This is a genomic window from Amycolatopsis orientalis DSM 40040 = KCTC 9412, assembly GCF_000478275.1.
In the GTDB taxonomy this organism is placed as follows: domain Bacteria; phylum Actinomycetota; class Actinomycetes; order Mycobacteriales; family Pseudonocardiaceae; genus Amycolatopsis; species Amycolatopsis orientalis.
This window is the reverse complement of the sequence record NZ_ASJB01000057.1, coordinates 175,845-197,714: the sequence shown is the minus strand read 5'-3', so window position 1 is coordinate 197,714 and position 21,870 is coordinate 175,845. Positions and strand designations below refer to the sequence as shown.

The 21,870-nt window shown below is 67.8% G+C and carries 12 protein-coding genes; 2 read left to right on the top strand and 10 right to left on the bottom strand.

Annotated features, from left to right (window positions below; translation table 11 throughout):
* Nucleotides 1-128: 128 nt before the first annotated feature.
* The 4 genes from L324_RS19445 to L324_RS19430 form a co-directional block, all read right to left on the bottom strand.
* A complete protein-coding gene (locus L324_RS19445) occupies nucleotides 129-1,397 on the bottom strand; it encodes a GDSL-type esterase/lipase family protein (protein WP_037310100.1) in 1,269 nt (422 codons plus the stop codon).
* 88 nt (nucleotides 1,398-1,485) lie between these two features.
* A complete protein-coding gene (locus tag L324_RS19440) occupies nucleotides 1,486-2,181 on the bottom strand; it encodes a glycoside hydrolase family 12 protein (RefSeq protein ID WP_037310097.1) in 696 nt (231 codons plus the stop codon).
* A gap of 139 nt (nucleotides 2,182-2,320) precedes the next feature.
* Nucleotides 2,321-4,741 carry a glycoside hydrolase family 95 protein gene (locus L324_RS19435; RefSeq protein WP_201769670.1) on the bottom strand — a complete coding sequence of 807 codons (2,421 nt, stop codon included), beginning with the start codon at nucleotides 4,739-4,741 and terminating at the stop codon, nucleotides 2,321-2,323.
* Nucleotides 4,742-4,780: 39 nt separating this feature from the next.
* Complete coding sequence (locus L324_RS19430) at nucleotides 4,781-7,768, bottom strand: glycoside hydrolase family 3 protein (protein ID WP_081736401.1); 2,988 nt, start codon at nucleotides 7,766-7,768, stop codon at nucleotides 4,781-4,783.
* 323 nt (nucleotides 7,769-8,091) lie between these two features.
* On the opposite strand from L324_RS19430, the gene L324_RS19425 reads away from it, so the two are divergent.
* Both L324_RS19425 and L324_RS19420 read left to right on the top strand, forming a co-directional pair.
* The gene (locus L324_RS19425; RefSeq protein WP_037310091.1) at nucleotides 8,092-10,308 is read left to right on the top strand and encodes a glycoside hydrolase family 3 C-terminal domain-containing protein; all 2,217 of its coding nucleotides are present in this window, start codon (nucleotides 8,092-8,094) and stop codon (nucleotides 10,306-10,308) included.
* 71 nt (nucleotides 10,309-10,379) lie between these two features.
* Nucleotides 10,380-11,387: a LacI family DNA-binding transcriptional regulator gene (locus tag L324_RS19420; RefSeq protein WP_037310089.1), complete on the top strand. Its 1,008-nt coding sequence runs from the start codon at nucleotides 10,380-10,382 to the stop codon at nucleotides 11,385-11,387.
* A 341-nt stretch (nucleotides 11,388-11,728) separates the two neighbouring features.
* On the opposite strand, the gene L324_RS19415 is transcribed toward L324_RS19420, so the two are convergent.
* The 6 genes from L324_RS19415 to L324_RS19390 are packed head-to-tail and all read right to left on the bottom strand — an operon-like array spanning nucleotide 11,729 to nucleotide 21,839.
* Nucleotides 11,729-14,533, bottom strand: coding sequence for a beta-galactosidase (locus L324_RS19415; protein WP_037310087.1), 2,805 nt, complete (start codon nucleotides 14,531-14,533; stop codon nucleotides 11,729-11,731).
* Nucleotides 14,530-16,773 carry an alpha-xylosidase gene (yicI, locus tag L324_RS19410; RefSeq protein ID WP_051173976.1) on the bottom strand — a complete coding sequence of 748 codons (2,244 nt, stop codon included), beginning with the start codon at nucleotides 16,771-16,773 and terminating at the stop codon, nucleotides 14,530-14,532. Before yicI ends, L324_RS19415 begins: the two co-directional genes overlap by 4 nt.
* Nucleotides 16,770-17,582, bottom strand: a complete 813-nt coding sequence (locus tag L324_RS19405; RefSeq protein ID WP_037310084.1) for a carbohydrate ABC transporter permease — start codon at nucleotides 17,580-17,582, stop codon at nucleotides 16,770-16,772. Before L324_RS19405 ends, yicI begins: the two co-directional genes overlap by 4 nt.
* Entirely contained in the window at nucleotides 17,579-18,463 is an 885-nt protein-coding gene (locus L324_RS19400) for a carbohydrate ABC transporter permease (RefSeq protein ID WP_037310081.1), read from the bottom strand. Before L324_RS19400 ends, L324_RS19405 begins: the two co-directional genes overlap by 4 nt.
* Nucleotides 18,460-19,767, bottom strand: a complete 1,308-nt coding sequence (locus L324_RS19395; protein ID WP_235783577.1) for an ABC transporter substrate-binding protein — start codon at nucleotides 19,765-19,767, stop codon at nucleotides 18,460-18,462. Before L324_RS19395 ends, L324_RS19400 begins: the two co-directional genes overlap by 4 nt.
* Nucleotides 19,764-21,839: a glycoside hydrolase family 2 protein gene (locus L324_RS19390; RefSeq protein WP_081736399.1), complete on the bottom strand. Its 2,076-nt coding sequence runs from the start codon at nucleotides 21,837-21,839 to the stop codon at nucleotides 19,764-19,766. The genes L324_RS19395 and L324_RS19390 overlap by 4 nt, the downstream gene beginning before the upstream one ends.
* Between the last annotated feature and the right edge of the window lie 31 nt (nucleotides 21,840-21,870).

The following is a 21,870-nucleotide window of genomic DNA, read 5'->3' as shown; positions in this document are numbered from 1 at the left end:
CCGAGGGCGGTGACCGATGTGGGGGTGTGTGGATTTAGGGACGTTGAACGTCCCTAAATCCACACACCCCTCATGCCGGTCCTCGTCCTCAACGTAGGGAAGGGGGCCTTCACGCGCAAAGCGGTCCCTCAGCCCGCGAGCGGGAGCGCGGCGGGCTCGGGCAGGCCGAAGACCGACAGGTCGATCGACTCGCCGAGGATCCGGTCACCCGCGGCGTTCGGGTGGTAGCAGTCGTTCCGCCACTCCTGCCGGATCACCGTCGGATCGGCGGGATCACGCAGGACGGCGTCGAAGTCCACCACCGCGTCGAACGTCCCGGAGGTGCGGATCCACTCGTTGACCGCGAGCCTGGCCTGTTCCTTCGAACTGCCCGCCGGATTGCACATCGGCAGGATGGTGGCGCCGATCATCTTCCGCCCGGTGGCGTGCACCCTCGCCGCGATCGTCCGCATGGCGTCGATGACCTGGGACGCGGGGGCGGGCGGCGCGTGGTCGCCGCCGCCGAGGTCGTTGGTGCCCTCCAAGAGGAGGACGTAGCGCACGCCGGGCAGGGAGAGGACGTCGCGGTCGAGCCGCAGCGGGGCGGGCGGGCCACAGCACTGATTCGTCGGATCGTACGGATTCGGCTGGACGCTGACGGTGTTGCCGCTGATCCCGGCGTTGGCGACCGAAAGCCGTCGTCCCGGTGGCAGCTTCCCGATCCGCGCCGCCAGCACGTCGGTCCAGCGCGGGCCGCCGCCGAAGGCGTTGTAGCCGTCGGTGATCGAGTCGCCGAGCGCCACGATGGTGCCGCGCGCGGCGGAGACCGCGCTGACGGCGTCCACCCACCACAGACTCCCTGGCGAGAAGGCGCCGAACGCGGTTCCCGACTCGTCCGCTCCGGCATCACCCGGTCCGGCCGACAGGAACGACCCCGGGGTGTTGGTCTCCGGCGGCGGGAAGGTGTGGTCGTTGATCGGCGAGCCCGGCGCGTACACGCTCACCGAGACGTGGTCGCCCGCCCGCACGGTCAGCGGCAGCGGGTCACTCCAGACCCCGCCTCCCGGCGGCACCGTCACGGTGCGCCTGAACCCGAACGTGGCGCGGCGGTTCGAGCCGGGCACCAGCGCCGGCGAACGCGTCGAAGGCTGAAGGCCGACCCACACCGACCGCACGGCCAGCGCGGTGCCGCCGAACGGGTTGCCCAGCCGGATCCGCAGCGCAGTCCCGTCCGCGGTGACGGTGAGGACGTTGCGGATCGTGGCGTCGGGAGCCGTGCCGTGGACGCCCTGGAGGGACGATTCCGTCAGCGTGACCGAATGCGGCCAGGCGCCGCTCGTGGGCGCGGCCTCCGCCGTCGCCGGAGTCAGAACCGACGCGGCGACGGCCAGCAGGACGACCGATCGACGTATTCCCATGGAGGCGCTCCCAGGCTGCGGACTTCAGTGGGTCGTGAGTGGTAAGTGCCGTTCTAACGACACTTACCACTCACGACCCAGGTGACCATCAGGACGACGAAACCGAGAAACTGTTCGAAGTGAAGTTCATCCCGCCGCTGGACGACGTGATCTCGAAGCCGAACTGGACTTCACCGAGTGTCACATCGCCGTACCAGCCGCGGTTCTTGATCCAGTTCATGACCGCCAGCACGTCCACCGAACCCGCGTTCGTGTTCGAGGTCCGCAGGAAGGAGAACACCTCGTTGTGGCCGTTGCTCCCCCGGTAGACGTCCCAGGTGTGGCCGCCGACGGTGGCCGTCGCCTGCTTCGAGCCGATCGCGCCGACCGCGCCCTGCTTGTTCATCCACAGCATGATCTCGTAGGCGTTGTTGTTCGCCCAGATGTCGTACGCCGTCGCGTAGGCGCCGCTTCCCGGCCTGGAGACGTTGAAGCTGCTGGAAAGGCTCCGCAGCCCGCTCAACTGGCGGCCGATGTTCTTACCCGAATGCGGATACGACTTCACGCCGCCGGTGTTCGGGTGATCCGCCCAAACCCCGAAGTTGCTGTAGGAGTTCGCCCAGATCGACTGCGCGCCGGCGCCGGAGCCCCAGACGTTGTTGCGGACGGTATAGCCACCGTTGGACCAGCTTCCCCATTTGTCCGAGGAACTCCAGGTGGCGGCCTGTGCCGTGCCCCCTATCACCAGGGTGGCGACCAATGCCATCACGATACTGCTCATCAAGGACCGTACTGGACTACGCATGGCCGGGTTTCCTTCCGTGCACCATTGCGCGGGTATGGGAGAAATCGGCGCCCGATATCGAAGCGCTTCGACAAAGTGTCCCAGTACTCTCACCGAACGGTCAAGAGCAATCCGGGATAAGCGGCCGACGGAAATTGTCTCACCTCTTCACGAGATAGGCGCCTCCCGGCCGCGTGTCCAGCCTGATGGTGTCGTTTCCGGTCCGTGTCCACCGCACGGTTCTGCCCGTATGCGCGTCGAGGACCCGGAACGAGGTCTTGAGCAGATCGTTCTTCACCGAAACCGGGCCGCCCTTGTCGGCGCAGAGCCGAAGCTCGACGCTCTGACCTGCCCGCCAGGTTGCCCCCACGGTGAACGCACCGCGGGCCCGCAGCCCGTCGACCTGCCCGGATGGCCAGGCCGAGGGCAGCGCCGGGAGCAGGTGCACCGTTCCGGTCTGGCTCTGCACCAGCATTTCCGCGACCGCCGCGGTGGCCCCGAAATTGCCGTCGATCTGGAAGGGCGGATGGGTGTCCCACAGATTCGGCAGCGTCTGGAAGCGCAATTGATCGCGGAAGGCTTCGAACGCCGATTCGCCCTTCAACAAGCGGGCCCAGAAATTGGCCTTCCATGCCCGGCTCCACCCGGGCGCTCCCGCGGTTCCGCCCGCTTCGCGCGCTGTCAGCGATTTCTCGGCGGCCGCGGCGAACTCCGGTGTGCCGAGTGGCGAGATCTGCCTGCCCGGATGCAACCCGTAGAGATGCGAAACGTGCCGATGGGTGTCCGCGGGATCGTCGAGATCCTCTTTCCATTCCTGCAGTTGCCCCCATGAACCGACGCGCAGACCGGGATCCAGTTTCGCCCGCGCCCCGGCGACCCGGGAACGGAAGGCCTGGTCGCCGCCGAGGACCTCACCCGCGTCCAGCACGTTGGTGAACAGGTCCCAGACGACCTGCTGCGACATCGCCGCGCCGGCGGTGTACGGACCGTGTTCTGGCGAATAGGACGGGACCGCCACGAGTTTCCCGTCGCGGGGATCGGCCTGCAGCGAGTCCAGCCAGAACCGGGCGGCCTCGCGCAGGATCGGGTACGCCTTGTCGCGCAGGAAGCCGCGGTCCTGGGTGAATTCGTAGTGCTCCCAGAGGTGCCGTGACAACCAGGCGGCGGACTCGGGGAACCAGAACGCGGTCGGCCAGTCGTGGACACCGGTGTAGTCGAAGGGGTTGGTTTCGTTGTGCAGCACGAAACCACCGGCGTCGAACATGGTGCGGGCCGTTTCCCGGCCACGGGGCCGGAGCCGGTCGATGAAGTCGAAGAGCGGCGGCGTGGTCTCGCCGAGGTTGGTGACTTCGGCGGGCCAGTAGTTCATCTGCAGATTGATGTTCACGTGATAGTCGGCCGACCACGGCGCCGACGAGGACTGGTTCCAGACTCCCTGCAGGTTCGCCGGGAGCGAGCCGGACCGCGAGGAGCTGACCAGCAGATACCTGCCGTAGTTGAAGAACAGCGCCTCCAGCGCCCGGTCGGCGGCGCTCGGCCCGCCGGTGTAGGCGGCGAGGAGCCGGTCGGTCGGCACCGGCGGCGTCTGCTGGCCGATGTCGAGCCTGACCCGGTCGTACAGGGTGCGATAGTCGCGCTCGTGCCGGGCGAGCAGGTCGTCGAACGACCTCCGCGCGGCTGAATCGATCGTCGCGGCGACGCGCTGATGCGGGGACCGGCCGACGTAGTCCGGGTAGCGGTGGACGTAGTCGGTGCCCGCGGCCAGTACCAGCGTCACCGAGTCGGCCCCGGACACCGCGACCCCGTCGGCGGAATCGACCCGGCTCCCGCCCTGGTTCCGCACGAGCAACTGCGCCTCGAGCGCCATCCCGTTGTCCGCCAGTTCGCCTGCCAACGTCAGCCTGCCATCGGAGACCGAGACCGCCGACCGTGGATGCGGCGAGGTGAGTCTCGTGGTGAACGACACCGCGCCGGGACGGTCCGCGCTCACCCGGACGACGATCACGCCGTCCGGGTAGCTCGCGAAGGACTCCCGCGTGTACCGGACCCCGTCGGCCACGAACCCGACGCGGCTCAGCGCCCGGGAGATGTCCAGCTCCCGGCGGTAGTCCTTGACCTCGGCCGGTTCGGCGCCGTCCAGGTAGACGTCACCGAAGCTCTGATAGCTGCCGTACGCCCGCTTGGGCTGTCCCAGCAGGGCGGCCATCGCTTCGGGCTGCTGCGGCCCTTTCTCCAGGATCGCCTTCCTGGCCTCGGCCAGGGCGGCGGGCCGCGGCGACTCCCAGTTGCCGCCCGTGTAGGAGGGATCGGCACCGGGGCCGCCGGACCACAACGATTTCTCGTTGAACTGCAGATGCTCCCGCGCGACACCACCGTGGACGGTGGCGCCGAGCGCGCCGTTGCCGATGGGGAGGGTCTGGCTCTCCCAGTCGATGGCTGGCCGGTCGTACCAGAGCACCTGCCGTTCCCTGACCGGAGGTGCGCCGCAGGCCGCGGCTCCCGGCAGCGCGTAGGCGGGCAAGGGCGTGAGCACGCCTGCCAGCAACACGCCGGCCAGCAGCGGGAACCGGACCTTCACCACGGCACGCCTCCTTCGTTCAGTCGAGCACCGGGAAACCAGCTACCGCAAAGAGAACGTGCTGATCCTCGCGTCGGAGGTGAACACGAGGTAGACGTCCTGCCGTCCACTCAGCCCCGACACGGTCGTGGTGGTGGTCGAGTACTTGTACTTGTCACCGGTGCCGGCGATCTGCGCGGTGCCGACCAGCCTGCCGCGCGGGCCACCGAGCCGGATCTCCACAGTGGACGTTCCGGCTTCGGCGCGCGCCGTCCTGGCGGTGAACGTCTTCGCCCCGGAACGGAAGTCCACGTCGCTGAAGCGCAGCCAGTCCCCCGCTCCGACGCCGACCGCCTCACCGCGGACCTTGCTTTCGTCGACCAGTTCGACACCCGAGTAGTCGTCGAAGTCGATCGCCCTCGTGTCCCTGGTCAGATCGCGCGGCGGGATCTGCTCACCACGGACGGGCAGCGCCGACCGCAGCCGGATGTCGGAAGCGGACGCCCCGACCATCACCTCGTGGACGGAGGTCTCCAGCACCCACTTGCCGCGGGTGACGTCCCAATGCCTGAGGTCGGGCACCGACAGGCGCACCGTCTTGGTCTGTCCCGGCTGCAGGTTCACCCGCTCGAAGCCACGGAGCTGCTGCTTCGGCTGCTTGTCGCGGGAGATCAGCTGGCGGGTGTAGAGCTGGACCACCTCGTCACCGGCGCGCTTGCCGGTGTTGGTCACGTTCACGGTCGCCTCGAACGTCCCTTGTGGACCCGGTTTGCCCAGGCGCAGGTCGCTGTAGCGGAAGTTCGTGTAGGACAGGCCGTGCCCGAAGCTGTAGAGCGGGTCGCCGTTGAAGTACTGGTACGTGCTGCCGCGTTTCATGATGTCGTAGTCGAGGATGTCCGGGAGGTCGGCATCCGAGCGGTACCAGGTCTGGGTGAGGCGGCCCGCCGGGTTCACGTCGCCATAGAGCACGTCGGCGAGCGCGTTGCCGGTCTCCTGACCGGCGTGGGACGTCCACAGGATCGCCGGGACGTTCTGCTGCTCCCAGTTCAAGGTCGTGGGATAGCTGTTCTCGACCACCACGACGGTGTTCGGGTTCGCCTCGCGCACGGCCTTGATCAACTCGCTCTGGCTCTCCGCCAGCGCCATCGTGGTGCGGTCGTGGTCTTCCCGGCCGTTGATGAACGGCATGCTGCCCACCACCACGACCGCCGTTTCGGCCGACCGTGCCGCGCTCACCGCGCTGTCGATCCCCGAGGTGACCTGTTCCTTGCGGAACTTGGTCGCGCCCGCCGCGTTCGGCGAACCCAGCGTCAGCGTGCCGTCGGCGGCGACGGTGAGGTAGCTGTTCGGGCCGTCCCAGTCGTTCGGGATCTCGTACCCGGCGTACTTGATCACGACCGTGCCGTCACCCGCGGCCTCCAGCTTGAACTGCTGGTGGACGAACCAGTCCCGCGGCTGCGGAGCCTGGTTGACGAACGGGCTGGTGGCGTTGGCGAGCCCCTGCCGCTCGACGTACTTGCCGTTGGCGACACTGCGCAGGGTCAGAACACCCTGGCCCCAGTCGAAGGCGTCGAACTGCTCGGTGGCGCCGACGCTGGTGGCGCCGGTCTTGAGCACCGCGCCCGCGTCACCCGCCCCGCCGCTGAGGTACTTGCCCGTGGCGGCGTCGCGCAGGGCGATCCGGTCGACGGCCTCGGTGTCGGTGACCTTGGCGCCCGCACCCAGCCGGGCCCGGATCCCGTCCACCGGCGTCACCTTGTACGGCAACCCGCCGGAGTACCAGTCCGTGTACAGGGTCTTCTCCAGCGGCCCGATCACCGCGACACTGCGCTTCGGGTCCAGCGGGAGGGTGCCGCGGTCGTTCTTCAGCATGACCATGGCCTCACCGGCCGACTTGCGGGCCAGTTCCCGGTGTGCCGGGCTGTTCACCACGTCCTTGCCGATCTTGGCGTACGGTCCGCCGTCCGGGTCGAACTCACCGAGCCGGAAACGGACGCTCAGCACATGCTTCGCCGCCTTGTCGATGTCCGACTCGGCGAGCAATCCCTTGGCCAGCGCGGAATTGATGATCTTCACGGTGGGGGCCGAGTCCTGGTTGTCGACGGTGAAGCCGTCGAGACCGGCCTTGAGCGCGGCCGAGAACCCTTCCTCGCTCGTCCCGTAGTACTTCTGGGAACCGGTCAGGTTGTGCGGACCGGCGGCGTCGCTGACGTTGTAGAGCGTCTTGCCGGTCCAGCTCCGCACGACGTCGTTGAGGTCGGGGTTGACCGTCGCCGGCCGTCCGTTGACGAGGTTGTACGAGCTCATCACCCCGGTCGCCGCGTCGGCCGCGATCGCCGGTTTGAACGCCTGCTCGTCGTATTCACGCAGCACCCGCGGGCGCAGGTTGGACGACGTCGTGGTGCGGTCGACCTCGTTGTTGTTGGCCAAGTAGTGCTTCAGCACCGGAGCGCTCTTCAGGTACTGGGGGTGGTCACCCGTCATCCCCTTGCCGTACGCCGTCGAAATGGCGCCGGTCAGCAACGGGTCTTCGGAGTAACCCTCCTCGTTGCGTCCCCAGCGGGGATCGCGCAGCAGGTTCACCACCGGCGCCCACAACTGCAGGCCCCAGAACCCCGGGTCCTGCGAGTGGTAGGCCCGCGCCTCGTCACCGACGACCGAACCGATCTTCTTGATCAGGGCCGGGTCCCAGGTGGAGGCGAGCCCGACGGCCTGCGGGAAGACGGTGGCGTTCGCGGTCACGACGTTGCCGTTCGTCCGCTCGGTCGTCCAGCCGAGGCCGTGCAGCGCCTCGGTCCCCGTCTTGAACTCCGGGACACCCAGTCGCGGGATCGCCGGCTGGAACTGGTGCAGCAGCGACACCTTCTCCGCGAGGGTCAGCCGCTTCACCAGGTCGTCCACCCGGGTGTTCAACGGGAGGGCGGGATCTCGGAACGGGTACGAGTTCAGTTCGTCCGCGACCGCGGGTGAGGCGAGGCCCACCATCAGCGCGATCGCCGTGGTGAACATGCCCATCCTGCGGAGGCGGGCGAAGAGAGCTGCTCTGCTCATGGGGACTCCATCGCGAGGGAGAATCGAAGCGCTTCGACAGACGGGGCGGAGTTGTCGGTGGCTTTTCGAACTGTGGTGATCGTCAAGCGAACGAGCGAAAGAGAATCGACCGTCGAAACGATTCGACCTCCGTGTTACGGGGATGTTAGCCGACGGTTCCCGGCGAGACAATGGCCCCTTTCCGCCCTCTTCACGCGCGGAAACCGCTTTCCCGCGCGTCGGGAGCGGCGGGCGGTTCGGTCTGGCACCCTGGCGGGAGAGCCCTCGCGGCGCGTGAAGGCGTCGAGTGCACAGTGGACAGATCGCCGTCGGAAGGAAGTCCGTTGACAGCTCAGCCCGAACCCGCCGACCTCACGCTGGAGCAGAAGGCGTCGCTGCTGTCCGGCCGCGACTTCTGGCACACCGAGGCGATCGACGCCGCGGGTGTACCGTCGATCCTGCTCTCCGACGGCCCGCACGGGCTTCGGCGGCAGGTCGCCGAAGCCGACAATCTCGACGTCCACGACAGCATCTCCGCCACGTGCTTCCCGCCGTCGGTCGCGGTGGGTTCCAGCTGGGATCCCGAGGTCGCGGCGCGGGTCGGCACGGCCATCGGCAGGGAAGCCCGCGCGGCCGGGGTCTCGGTGGTGCTCGGACCCGGCGTGAACATCAAACGGTCCCCGTTGTGCGGCCGCAATTTCGAGTACTACTCCGAGGATCCGCTGCTGAGCGGAATACTCGCCACCGCTTACGTGCGGGCCCTGCAGGCCGAAGGCGCAGGCGCGTCGGTGAAGCATTTCGCGGCCAACAACCAGGAAACCGACCGGATGCGGATCAGCGCGGACGTGGACGAGCGGACCCTGCGCGAGATCTACTTCCCGGCGTTCGAACGAGTGGTGACCGAGGCACGTCCGGCGACGGTGATGTGCTCGTACAACCGCGTCAACGGCGTCCTCGCCTCCCAGAACCGTCGTCTGCTCACCGAAGTCCTGCGTGACGAGTGGGGTTTCGAGGGCGCCGTCGTCTCGGACTGGGGCGCGGTGAACGACCGGGTCGCGGCACTCGCCGCGGGGCTGGACCTCGAGATGCCGGGTACCGGCGGCAGCGGTGACGCCGAGATCGTGGTGGCGGTCCGGAACGGCGAGCTGGACGAAGCCGTCGTCGACCGGAGTGTCCGCCGCGTTCTCGCCCTCGTCCGCCGGGCGGTCCCACCGGGCGGCGACGTCGATCCCGACGAGCAGCACAGGCTGGCGAAGGAGGTCGCCGCCGACTGCGCCGTCCTGCTGAAGAACGAACGGGAGACGCTGCCGCTGGCCAGGGGCGCCGCGGTGGCGGTCATCGGCGAGTTCGCGGTGAACCCGCGTTTCCAGGGCGGTGGCAGCTCCCACGTCAACCCCACCCGGGTCGACGCCGCACTCGACGCGATGCGGCGGCTCGGCGGGTCCGTGACCTACGCGAGCGGCCTGGCCGACAACGCCGTCGAGATCGCCCGCGAAGCCGACGTCGCGGTGGTGTTCGCGGGGCTGGGCGAAACGGACGAATCCGAAGGCTTCGACCGGGAGACCCTCGACCTCCCCGCAGCCCAGGTCGACCTCATCAAGGCGGTCGCGGCGGCGAGCGGGCGCACCGTGGTCGTTCTCTCCCACGGCGGCGTGGTGTCGCTGGAGGGCTGGCACGACGACGTCGACGCCGTTCTCGACGGCTGGCTGCTCGGCCAGGCCGGCGGAAGCGCGATCGCCGACCTGCTCTTCGGGATCACGAACCCGTCGGGGCATCTCGCCGAGAGCATCCCGCTGCGTTTGCAGGACAACCCCAGCTACCTCACCTTTCCCGGCGAGTCGGGGCACACCCGGTACGGGGAGGGGGTCATGGTCGGCTACCGCTACTACGAGACCGCCGAGGTCGCGGTCCGGTACCCCTTCGGCCACGGCCTGTCCTACACGACGTTCGAGACCGGGGACCTGACGGTCACGGCGACGGGCGACGACACCGCCGACGTCGCGGTGAGCGTGACCAACACCGGCGCCCGGGCCGGTAAGCACGTCGTCCAGGTCTACGTCGCCACCGGCGCGGCCCCGGTCCGCAGCCCGGCGCGGGAACTCCGGGCGTTCACCAAGGTCTTCCTCGAACCGGGCGAGACCCGGCGGGTCGAACTCACCCTCGGCCGCCGGGCTTTCGCCTGGTACGACATCGAACTGAGCCGGTGGGTGGTCTCGCCCGGCGAGTACACCGTCCAGATCGGGCGGAGCGCGGCGCGGATCGTCGCCGAAACGCCCATCACCCTGGCGGGCGACGTCATCGTCCGGGTCCTGTCGCTCGATTCCACGGTCGAGGAGTGGTTCCGCCATCCGGTGGCCGGCCCCGAACTCGGCGAACTCCTGGCCGCGAGCCTGACCGGGGAGCAAAGCAGGCAGGCGGCCGACAGCCCGGACTGGTTGCGCATGATCGCTTCGATGCCGATGCGCCAGTTCACCAAGCTCATGGCCTATCGGGGGATCGAGCTGCCCGACGGCAGCATCCCGCGGCTGATCGAACTGAGCAAAGGCCGAGGCGACGGGTGACCGGGACTCCGCGTCGCCGTTAGGGGGCCCGAGTCCGTCGAATCGATTCGACTCGGCATTATCATCGGCTGATGGTCACCATCGCAGATGTCGCCCGAGCGGCCGGGGTTTCCCCGAGCACCGTGTCCTACGTGCTTTCGGGCAGGCGTTCGATCTCCGAGGACACCCGTCGCCGCGTCCAGCACAGCATCAGCGAACTGGGTTACCATCCGAACGCCGGCGCCCGCGCGCTGGCCAGCAGCCGCACCAACGTGCTCGCGCTCGTCGTCCCGCTGCGGACCGACCTGAACGTCCCGGTGGTCATGCAGTTCGTCGCGGCCACGGTCACCGAGGCACGCACCTATGATCACGACGTCCTGCTGCTGACCAAGAACGAAGGGCCGGACGGACTGCGCCGGGTCGCCGCGTCCGCCATCGCGGACGCGCTGATCGTGATGGACGTCGAAACCTCCGAACCCCGCCTGCCGGTACTGAGATCCTTGCACCGGCCGGTGGTGCTGATAGGGGTTCCCGCCGATCCCGGTGACCTGACGTGCGTCGATCTCGACTTCACCGCCGCCGGTGCCGCGAGCGTCACCCATCTGGCCGATCTCGGCCACCGCGAGATCGCGTTGATCGGCCCCTCCCCCGCGGTCTACAAACGCGGTACCAGCTACGCGGGACGCTTCCTGCGTGGTTTCCGGCAGACGGCGACGAAACGCAAGATCCGCGCCGGTTCGTTCCCGTGCGCGCCCTCCTACGACGCGCTGCGCGCCTGCCTCGACGACGTCTTCGCCAAGCATCCCGGCGTGACCGGGCTGGTCGTGCACAACGAGGCCATCCTCGGCCCGCTGCTGTCCGAACTGAACCGGCGCGGCAAGCAGGTCCCGCGGGACATCTCGGTGCTGGCGGTCTGCCCGGAGGACATGGCCGAGGCACAGTCGGTCCAGCTCACGTCGATCGCCATCCCGGCCGCCGAACTCGGCAGCCTCGCCGTCGAGATGGCGATGCGCCGCCTCGACGACGGAGGCCAGGCCGAGGTCCGGCTGCTGTCACCCCGGCTGACCGAACGAGGCAGCACCGGCCCGGCCGACACCTAGGCGACTCGGCTCGTGAGTGGTAATGACGGTTCTAACCCTCATTACCACTCACGAGACCGGTGTGAGCTCCTACCGCGCGGCCCCGGTCCGGCCTGGCCGACGGAAGCCTGGCCGCGGCTTTGCTCGCGGTGAAGTACATGATGGCCCCCTTCCTTGCGCCTGGCGCAAGGAAGGGGGCCATCATGTACCGGGGAAGGTGTGAAGGTCGAGTTTCCTCTGCTGAGCCGAGGGAAGGGGGCCTTCACGGACACCGCCGCGAGTAGGCGGTTGGGCGCGTGGGTCGTGAGTGGTAAGTGTCGTTAGAACGACACTTACCACTCACGACCCACTTGACCGACTCCCTACCGCAGAGGCCCGCCGGTCCGGTGGTTTCCCAGCTGGACGAGGCTCACCGGCACCGGAGCACCCGGCCCGGGTTCGGTCGAGACCACCGCCAGTGACAGGGTGTTCGCGGTCTTGAGGACCCCGGCCGGGAGCACGAAGTCGCGTTGCGGACCGCCGTTGACGTACTGGCCCATGTTCCACCCGTTGACGAAGACGAACACCCGGTACTTGCCCGCCCGCTCGCCGAACCGCAGCGCGACCGAGACGTCCTGGTCCCGGGGCGCGTCGAACCGGAAAGCGGTGCGGTACCAGGAGACGCCCGGTCCAGTGGTGGCGGGCGGCCGGTCCCAGCGACCGTACCCGCCCGGCAGATGCCATCCCTCGCGTTCGCCGTACAGGCCACCGGTGTTCAACGGGCCGCGTTCGACGTCGTTGTCGCGAGCGCCCCGGATCTGCCAGGAGACCTTCGCGTCGCCGATCACCGCGCCGAAGAGCCCGCGCGGCTGCTTGAACCTGGTGTCGTCGGCCGTCCAGTCGTCGTTGTGGCCCATGTTGGTCACCAGCACCGAGAGCCGGGCGGGCTTCCCCTTGGCCAGCAACCCTTCCGGCACCGGGAAGTCACCGCGGCCGGGGTCGCGGTTCACGGGAGCTTCCGAATCGGCCTGGGTTCCGCCTAGGGCGGACCCGAGGTAGCGACCGTTGAGCCACACCAGGTAGCTGCCGCCCTTACCCGTGATGGCGTTCAGCGACACCGTCTTCTCGGTTCCCTCGGCGGTGAAATCCCCGCGGTACCAGACATTGCCGTGGTGATAGCCGTAGTCGTCGGAGTACAGGACCGGCAGGGTCTTCGGCTTGATCGGGCTCGCGGTCGTGGTCTTGTCCGCGACGGTCCAGCCGGTGTCACCGAAGGCGGGCGGTTCGGCCCGGTACCGCCAGTCCGACAACGCGGGCAGCGTCACCGCACGCGGGCCCGGGAGGGCACCCAGCAGCGAACCACTCGGCGTGCGCCGGGTCTCCACGTGCTTGCCGCCGACGACGAGCCGCCGCGCCGGCGAGAAGACCTCGACGTCACCTGGCGTGTCCGTGTCCGCCCGGAGTACGAGCTTGTCGCCCGCCATCTTCGCGTCACGCACGACCGACGTCCCCCGGACCAGTACCGGCCCGGCCCCGGTGTCCATCCGCCAGAACCGTGCGGCGGTCTCGTCGGTGCCGAGCAGGAGCAGCATCGGCGGCCGTCCCCCACCGGAGACGAGCACCCTGGCCAGCCCGGAATGGGTGTAGTCGAGCCGCAGATCCTTGCCGTCGAACGAGCTTCGCACGTCACCTTCGAGCACGCGGACCTCCGGTGCCGAGGAGTACCGCAGCACCGTCGAACCCTGCTCGCCTTGCCGCCCGTACAGCATCGCGACGTCGCGGCCGTCGACGGTCACGTGGGTCAGGATCTCCGAGTTCGACCAGACCAGCCGCTGTCCGCCCAGGTCGTATCCGGCGACGAGGATTTTGGCGTCCCGTCCGGCGACGCGGACCGGCACGGAGTAGTTCCCGTCCGGTGTCGCCCAGTCCACAGTGGTCGAAAGATCGGAGGATGCCCGCCGATCCGTGTGCCGGACAAGGACGAACTGCGTGCGGGTGTCCGGATTGGACCTCGCCTGCGTGAAGACGGCCGGATCGGCCGGCTTCGGCGCCGCGGCCGGGTCCGTCTTCCGCAACGGCGCGACCGTGGTCATGAAGTAGCCCTGCCGCTTGAACTCGTCGTACTTCGTGGTCAGCCCACGCGACTCGGTGATCGCCGCGCCGTAGTCGTAGGAGGTGTAGACGTCGTTCGGCTGCGGCAGCCACCCCCAGGAGGTGCCGCCGTACAACATGTAGTACCCGAACATCGTCGCACCGCTGCCGATGGCGTTCGACTTGTAGTACACCTTCATGTAGTCGGGTCCGGTCAGCTCCCGGCACTTCTCGTAACCCGCGTTGTTCAGGTCGATCGCGCCCGCCTGGTATTCGGCGGCGTAGACCGGCGCGTCGTCACGTAACCGCCGCGTGACACCTTCACCCCACGTCCCCCAGGTGTTCGGGTCCGGGCAGTTGAACGACTGCGGATAGTCGTCGACACCGGGGATCTGGACGGCGCCCTGTCCCGACGACCAGTTCGGCAGGTCGCCGTTGCAGCAGTTGTTGTGCACGATCGGGACGTCGATCCCGTCGGCCCTGGCCTTCTCCTGGATCTGTTCCATGTAGAGCGGATCGACGTTGGCGCCGTACTCGTTCTCCGCGTTGTACGCGATCACCGAACCGCCGCGGGTGACCTGGTGGCGGGCCAGGATCGGGTTGATCCGGCCGAGCCATTCCCGGTAGGCGGCGGTGTAGCCGGGGTCGCTCGACCGCGCGCGCCCGTCGACGTTCTTGAGCCAGGCGGGAAAGCCACCGCCGGTGGTCTCGGCGTTGATGTAGGGACCCGGCCGGGCGATCACGTAGAGCCCGAGTTCCTCCGTCATCCGCAGGAGCCGTTCCACGTCCCGCACTCCGCTGAAGTCGTAGACCCCGGGCGCCGGAGAGTGGTATCCCCAGTGGAAGTACAGCGAGACACCGGTGAACCCGGCCGCCCGGATCTTCTCCAGCACGTCCCGCCACAGCTCCGGACTGGGCAGCCGGAAGTAGTGGAACTCCCCCGACCACACCATGATCCGCTCGCCGTCGACGGTGAGCGAGTACTTGTCGTAGCCGACCTTGTGTTCCCGCGCCGGCGTGGCCGGGGCCGCGTTCACCGCGGCCCCGGGTGCGACGACCAGGCCCAGCACCATCAGCAGGGCGAGGACCATCCTCATTGGACACCTTCGATCGTCAAGGTGCTTCCCGTCGCCACGATCGGATCCTCACCCTCGGGGAAAGCCACCTTCCAGGCGCCGGGTGCGGACTCGGCGTCGATGTGGACGCTGTCGCCCTCCCGGCGCGTGTGGAACGTCGAGCCGCCGACGGTGGTGGTGATCCGGGCGCCGTCGTCCAGGCGGTACAGCCCCAGCGTGACGCCGTCGGCGTAGTCGTAGTCCGGCCGGTCGTCGACGGCGCCCAGCGGCAGGACGGTGTTGGGCCGTACGAGCAACGGAACGGTGAGCATGTCGCAGACGGTCGTCACCCACCGCGGTCCCTGGATCTCGTCACCGGTGAAGAAGTCGGTCCAAACTCCGTCGGGCACGTAGTAGGTCACTTCGCCGTCGTCGGAGAACACCGGCGCCACCAGCAGGGAGTCGCCGAGCATGTACTGCCGCTCCAGATGGGCGCACGCCGGATCGGACGGGAACTCCAGCGCCATCGCCCGCATCATCGGCGTGCCGTCCGTCGCCGCCTGCGTCGCCGCGTGCCACAGGTACGGCATCAGCCGCGCCTTGAGCTTGGAGAAGACGCGCAGGACGTCGACCGCCTCCTCGTCGAACAGCCACGGCACCCGGTAGGACGAACTGCCGTGCAGCCTGCTGTGCGAGGAGAGCATCCCGAACGCGATCCAGCGTTTGAACAGGGCCGGGTCCGGGGTGCCTTCGAAGCCGCCGATGTCGTGGCTCCAGTAGCCGAAACCGGACAGGCCGAGGGAAAGCCCGCCGCGCAGGCTCTCCGCCATCGACTCGTAGGTCGACTCGCAGTCACCGCCCCAGTGCACCGGGAACTGCTGGGATCCCGCCGTGGCCGAGCGGGCGAACACCACGGCCTCCCCTTCGCCGCGGTGTTCTTTGAGCACGTCGAAGACCGTCTGGTTGTACAGGTAGGTGTAGTAGTTGTGCATCCGCTCGGGATCGGATCCGTCGTAGTAGACGACGTCCGTCGGGACCCGCTCGCCGAAGTCGGTCTTGAAGCAGTCCACGCCCTGTTCGAGCAGCGCGGCCAGCTTGCCCGCATACCATTCGCGCGCGGCGGGATTGGTGAAGTCGACCAGCGCCATCCCCGGCTGCCAGAGATCCCACTGCCAGACGTCACCGTTCGGTTTCCGCAGCAGGTATCCGCCCGCGACCCCCTCGGCGAACAACGGCGATCGTTGCGCCACATACGGATTGATCCAGACCGAGATCCGCAGATCCCGGGCTTTCAGCCGCTCCAGCATGCCGACCGGATCCGGGAACATCCGCGGATCCCATTCGAAGTCGCACCAGTTGAACTCGCGCATCCAGAAGCAGTCGAAGTGGAAGACGCTCAGCGGCAGGTCGCGTTCGATCATGCCGTCGACGAAGCCCGAGACGGTCTCCTCGTCGTAGGACGTGGTGAACGACGTCGACAGCCACAGCCCGAACGACCACGCGGGCGGGAGCGCCGGCTTGCCGGTCAGCGCCGTGTACTTGCGCAGGATCTCCTTCGGGCTGGGCCCGTAGATGACGAAGTACTCCAGCGACTGGCCCTCGACACTGAACTGGACCCGCGACACGGCTTCCGAAGCGACCTCGAAGGAGACGTGTCCCGGATGGTTGACGAACACGCCGTAACCGGCGTTGGTCAGGTAGAACGGCACGTTCTTGTAGGCCTGTTCGCTGCTCGTGCCCGCGTCGGCGTTCCAGATGTCGACGACCTGGCCGTTGCGCACCAGCGGCCCGAACCGCTCGCCGAGCCCGTAGACCTGGGTCCCCACGCCCAGGTCCAGCTGGTCACGGACATGGTGTTTCCCATCGAGGCTCATGAAGCCCATGCCCTTGGCCCCGCTGGTGGTGAGCGTCTTGCCGTCCGCGACGAAGTCGACCTTCCACCCCTCGCCGCGGTGGAGCCGGACCGACAACGCGCCGGCGGTGAGCGTGTGGCCGTCCTCGGAAATCTTCGCCTCGTCATCGACGGTCGACAGTCCGAAGCGGGGTTCTTCCGGCAGACCGCCCTCGAAATGCGTGACGCTCACCCCGATCACGTCCGGCATCGGCGAGGAGAACCCGACCGTCACCACCGGCCCCTTCAACAGGTCGCCGCGATGCCGGATGCGATGGGTGGGCGCGTGCACCACGATCCGGCCGTCCCCCGCGGTGAGGTCGTACACCTCCACCGGATGCGCCGCCTGTACCCCGTCGCGCAGCAGCCAGTAGCCGTTGCTGAACTTCATTTGACCGCCCCTGCCGTAATGCCACGTGTCAACGTTCGCTGGAAGATCAGGAAGAAGGCGATCGCCGGGATGACCCCGAGCAACGCCGACGCATTGGCCATGGTCGCGTCCATCATCCGCTGGCCCTGCAGGAGACCCAGTGCGACCGGAACGGTCTGGGTGTCGTTGGAGATCAACAGGATCAGCGGCAGGAAGAACTCGTTCCATGTCCAGATGAAGAAGAAGACGAACAGAACCCCGAGTGTCGGCCTGCTGATCGGCACGACGACCCGCAGCAGGGTCTGCCATTTGTTGGCGCCGTCCAGCCTAGCCGCCTCGAGCAGTTCCGTCGGGAAACCGACGTAGGTCGACGAAAGGAGGTAGGTGCCGAAAGCGGATTGGATGATCGTGAAGATGATGATCACGGACAACTGGGTGTCGTAGAGCCCGGTCTCGTTCGCGAGGAAGTACAGCGGGTAGGCCAAGGCCTCCTGCGGCAGCGTGTTCGCGATCAGGAAGGCGATCAGGATCCACGCCCGGCCCCGGACCTTGCCGATGCCCAGCGCGTAGGCGTTGAAGACCGAGATCACCACCGCGAGCACCGCGACTGTCCCACTGATCATGAGGGAGTTGAGCAGCTTCTCGCCGAAGCCGACCCGTTCCCAGAAGTCGATCAGCCCTTGCAGGTGAATACCGTCCGGGACGGACAACGGGCCGTCGGCCGCGTACTCGGCCGGTGACTTCAGCGCGTTCATCGCCACGATCACGAACGGCGCGAGCATGACGATCGAGAGGACGATCAGCGACCAGAGCGTCGCATGGCGTTTCACGAACGCTCACCCCGGTTCTGCACTCGAAGGAACACCGTCGTCAGGATCAGGATCAGGACCATGAGCACGGTCGCGATCGCTGCGCCGTAGCCGACCTGCGTCTTCTCGAAGAAGTTCTGGAACGAGAAGTACGACGGCACGTTCGTCGCGCCACCGGGGCCACCGCGGGTCAGCACGTAGATCGGCCCGAACACCTTCAGCGCGGCGATGGTGCAGGTCAGCAGCACGACGAACACCTCGGGCCGCAACTGCGGCACGGTCACATGCCAGAACCGGCTCCACCACGACGCGCCGTCCAGTTCGGCCGCCTCATGCAGTGACGGATCCGCCCGCTGCATCCCCGCCATGAAGATCACCACGGGATAGCCGACCTGGATCCACAGCATCACCCCCATCACGCTCCACAGCGCGAGATCAGGGTCGCCGAGCCAGTTCGCCGTCAGCCCGCCGAGCCCGATCTTCGCGAGGAACTCGTTCAGCGCGCCTTCCGGTGCGAGGATCCAGCCCCACACGATGCCCGCGACGGCGATCGGCAGCACCTGCGGCAGATAGACGCAGGCACGCAGGATGCTCGCCGCGCGCGGCCCGAACCGCTTCGCGACGACGTCGAACAGCGCGGCCGCGATCACCAGGCCCAGCACGGTCGGGACGATGGCCATCGCCACCACGAGCCCGAGGTTGTGCCGGAACGACGACCAGAACGTGCCGTCCGCGAACAACTTCCGGTAATTGTCCAGCCCTGTCCACTTCGGATCCCCGGCGCCCGACCACTGGGTGAAGCTGATGCCGACGTTCATCACCATCGGCACCACGATCACCGCGATCAGCAGCAGCGCACCGGGGATCAGGAAGAGAAGATAGGTTCCCCGTCCCTTGGTCATTTGCCGACGTTCGCCAGATTCTCTTCGTAGGGCTTGGCGATCTCGTCGAGTGCCTGAGCCGGCGTCGCGCTCGAGGTGATGAGCTTCTGCACGGCCGAAGCGAGGACGTCGTAGTAGCCCGGCGCGGGCCAGTCCGGATAGAACGCCAGGTTGTTCTCCGTCGACGCGGCGTTGAAGTCCTCCACCAGCTCCTTCAGCCGCGGATTGGCGGGAGGCGTCGAGGCGTTCACGATCGGCACACCACCGGCTTCACGCAGCTTGTCCTGAATGGGCTGCGACATCGTGATCGCGATGAAGTCGAGGGCGAGATCCCGGTTCTTGGACCCCTTGGGGATGACCCACATGTTGCCCGCCGAACCGGAGGCGATCCCCGGCCACCGGACCGAACCCCACTCGAAGTTCTTGATGCCCTTGACCAGCCTGCCGTACCACCAGCTGCCGCTGATCATGATCGGGTACTTGCCCTGGATGAACGCGGACCCCATGTCCTCGGCCTTCAGCCCGGCCGAGTCCTTGGCGATGTAACCCTTCTTCACCCACTCGGCGAAGGTGGTCGCGCCGTAGGTCCAAGCGGCGTCGTGGAAGTCCACCTTGCCGGTGTACCGCTGGAAACGGTCCACCCAGTCGCGATCGGCCTTGGTCAGCGCGAGCTGGTACATCACCTGCTGCGCCGGGTACTCCGCCCCGGCCACCGCCAACGGGGTCACCCCCGCGCCGGCGAACTTGTCCATCGCCGTGGTCAGCTGTTCGATGGTGGTGGGCGCCGCGAGTCCGTGCTTCGCGAACATGTCCTTGTTGTAGAAGATCTTGACGTACTCGGCGTAGTTCGGGACGCCGTACCACTTCCCGTCCCCCATCACGCCACGTTCGTCGTAGCGCGCGGTGGTCTGCATCGCCGGATTGAGCTGCTTGTCCCAGCCCCGTTTCGTCACCTCGTCGCTGATGTCGGTCAGCAGCCCCTGCTTGGACAGCAGCCCCGCGGTGGCGTTTCCCTTGCTGTATTCCAGGATGTCCGGCGCGTCCTTCGAATTCAGCACCATCGGTGCCGTCTTCTGCATCTGCTCGAAGCCCTTCTCCTCGAAGGAGACCTTGACTCCGGGGTGGCTCGCCTCGAACTGCTTGATCGCTTCGGCCCAGGCGGTGCCCATCGCGCTGTCCGGTGGCTCGAAGTGCCACAGCTTCAGCGTTTTCGGGTCACCACTGTCCGATCCGGACCCACAACCGGCGAGAGCCAGCATGGCGACCAGGGCGGTCGCCAAACCTCGTTTGAACATCGGTGCTTCCTCCACGAAATCGGTGATCATCGGCCGGTGAGGGTCCACGTGGCCTGGTCTGTGCGGGTACGGCCGTCCTTGACTCCGGAGACCGTGACCACGTTGGGTCCGGGACTGAGGGAGACTTCGGGCCAGACGACGACCCGGTCGGCGCCGCTGCGCGCTGTCCCGACCTGTGTGCCGTTGACGTGCAGTGTGACGGTGTCGGCGTTCGTGTACACCTTGACGTCGGTTTTCGGAACCGTCCGCTCCGTCCAGCGGCCGCCGGCGAGGTGGACGACCGGGGTCCGGGTCCAGTTCGCCTGGTACCAGTAGTACGCGTCCTTGCGGATCGCGCGGTCCCCGGTCACCAGGCCCTTGTCGTTGCGGCCGTAGGTGTCCCCTTCGCTGCGACCGTCCGAGGCGAAGTCGAACATCACCCAGACGAAGCCGCCCCACAGGTACGGACGGCTCTCGATCGCGCGCCAGTAGTCCTCGTGGAAGGAGGCTTGGTACTCCTCGGGATGCCAATCCGAATCCGGTACCGGCCGCGCCGGACGCTCCTCGTGCTGGTGGACGCTCGCCCCCGCGCCGTACTCGCTCATGCCGATCCTGCGCCACGGGTCGGCGGCATGCAGTTCGTCGGCCCATTTCCCGAAGTCCGCGGTCGAGTCGGTGTACCAGCCGAAGTACTTGTTGTAGCCGCTGATCTCGGCGTGCGAGTTCAAGGTGCCGCGGTCCCACACGCAGCAACTCGCGTACGCGGTCATGCCGCCCGGCCGCTCGGCAGTGACCTGCCGGGTCAGCGCGGCGACGAGTTCGTTGACCTCGGGGGTGTCGTTCCAGAGTTCGTTGCCCAGTCCCCAGAACACCACGGACGGATGGTTGAAGTTCTGCCGGACCAGCTCGCTCGTCTGCTGTTCGATGTTGGTGCGGAAGCCGGGGTCCGTGTCGGTGAGGTTGACCAGCGGGATCTCGGTCCACACGAGGAATCCGTGCCGGTCGGCGAGGTCGTAGAACCGGGGTCCGTGCTGGTAGTGCGCGGTCCGCACGGCGTTCACGCCCATTTCGGACATCAGCCGGAAGTCCTCCGCCAGCTCCGAAGGCGAGATCGCGAAACCCTTGCCGATCCGGTCCTGGTGCAGGTTCACGCCCTGGACGCGCAGGTGGTTTCCGTTGAGGTGCAAGCCTTTGTCCGGATCCACGGAGACGGTCCGGACGCCGAGCGGCTCGGTCACCGTATCCATGACCCGTCCCGTGCGCGGGTCGAGGACGTCGACCGCGACCTGATAGGTGAACGGGTCCGCGCGGCCTGCCCAGAAGCGCGGCCGGTCGATCACGAGTGTCTGCGCGACCGAGGTTCCAGCCGGGCGCACCCCCGTCGTTGCCTGTGCGACCGTCCTGCCGTGCTCCCCGGTGATCCGGGTCCGCAGCTTCGCGTTACCGCCGTCGAGCTTGGTGGTCACGTCGATCGTCGCCTGTCCCGCCGACACGTCACGTTGACGCAGGTAGACGCCCGGGCCACCGAAGTCGAGCATGGCGACGTGCACCCGATCGGTCACGACCAGGCTGACGTCGCGGTACAGCCCGCCGCCCATGGTGAAGTCGCCCGACAACGGCGCGACCGTGGTGTCCGGCGCGTTGCTGACGCTGACCGCGACGACGTTGGCCCGTCCCGGCCGCAGTACGGAGGTCGCGTCGAACCGGAACCGCGAATAGCCGCCCTTGTGCTCACCGAGCCGGACGCCGTTGACCCAGACCACCGCGGTGGTGTTCGCGCCGTCGAACTGCAGCCAGAGCTTCCGGCCCGCCGCTTGCGGCGGCACCACGAGCGACCGGCGGTACCAGCCGACTCCGCGGTAGTAATCACCGCCGCCGTCCTGGCCGTCTTCGGCGTTCCAAGTGTGCGGCACCGTCACCCGCGACCACGTCGAGTCGTCGAACCGGGTGGTCTCCGCACCGGGCACGTCCCCGCGGGCGAACCGCCAGTCCCGGTTGAGGTCGACGGTCTGACGGCCCGAGGACGGCGGCACCGGTGACGCGAACCCGACGGTGTCACCCAGCAGGAGGAAAACCACAACGAGGATCGAAACCGCCGTCTTGCGGCGATGTCCGCTGGCCATCGTGGCCTCCCTCGGAATCCGCGGTGATCCG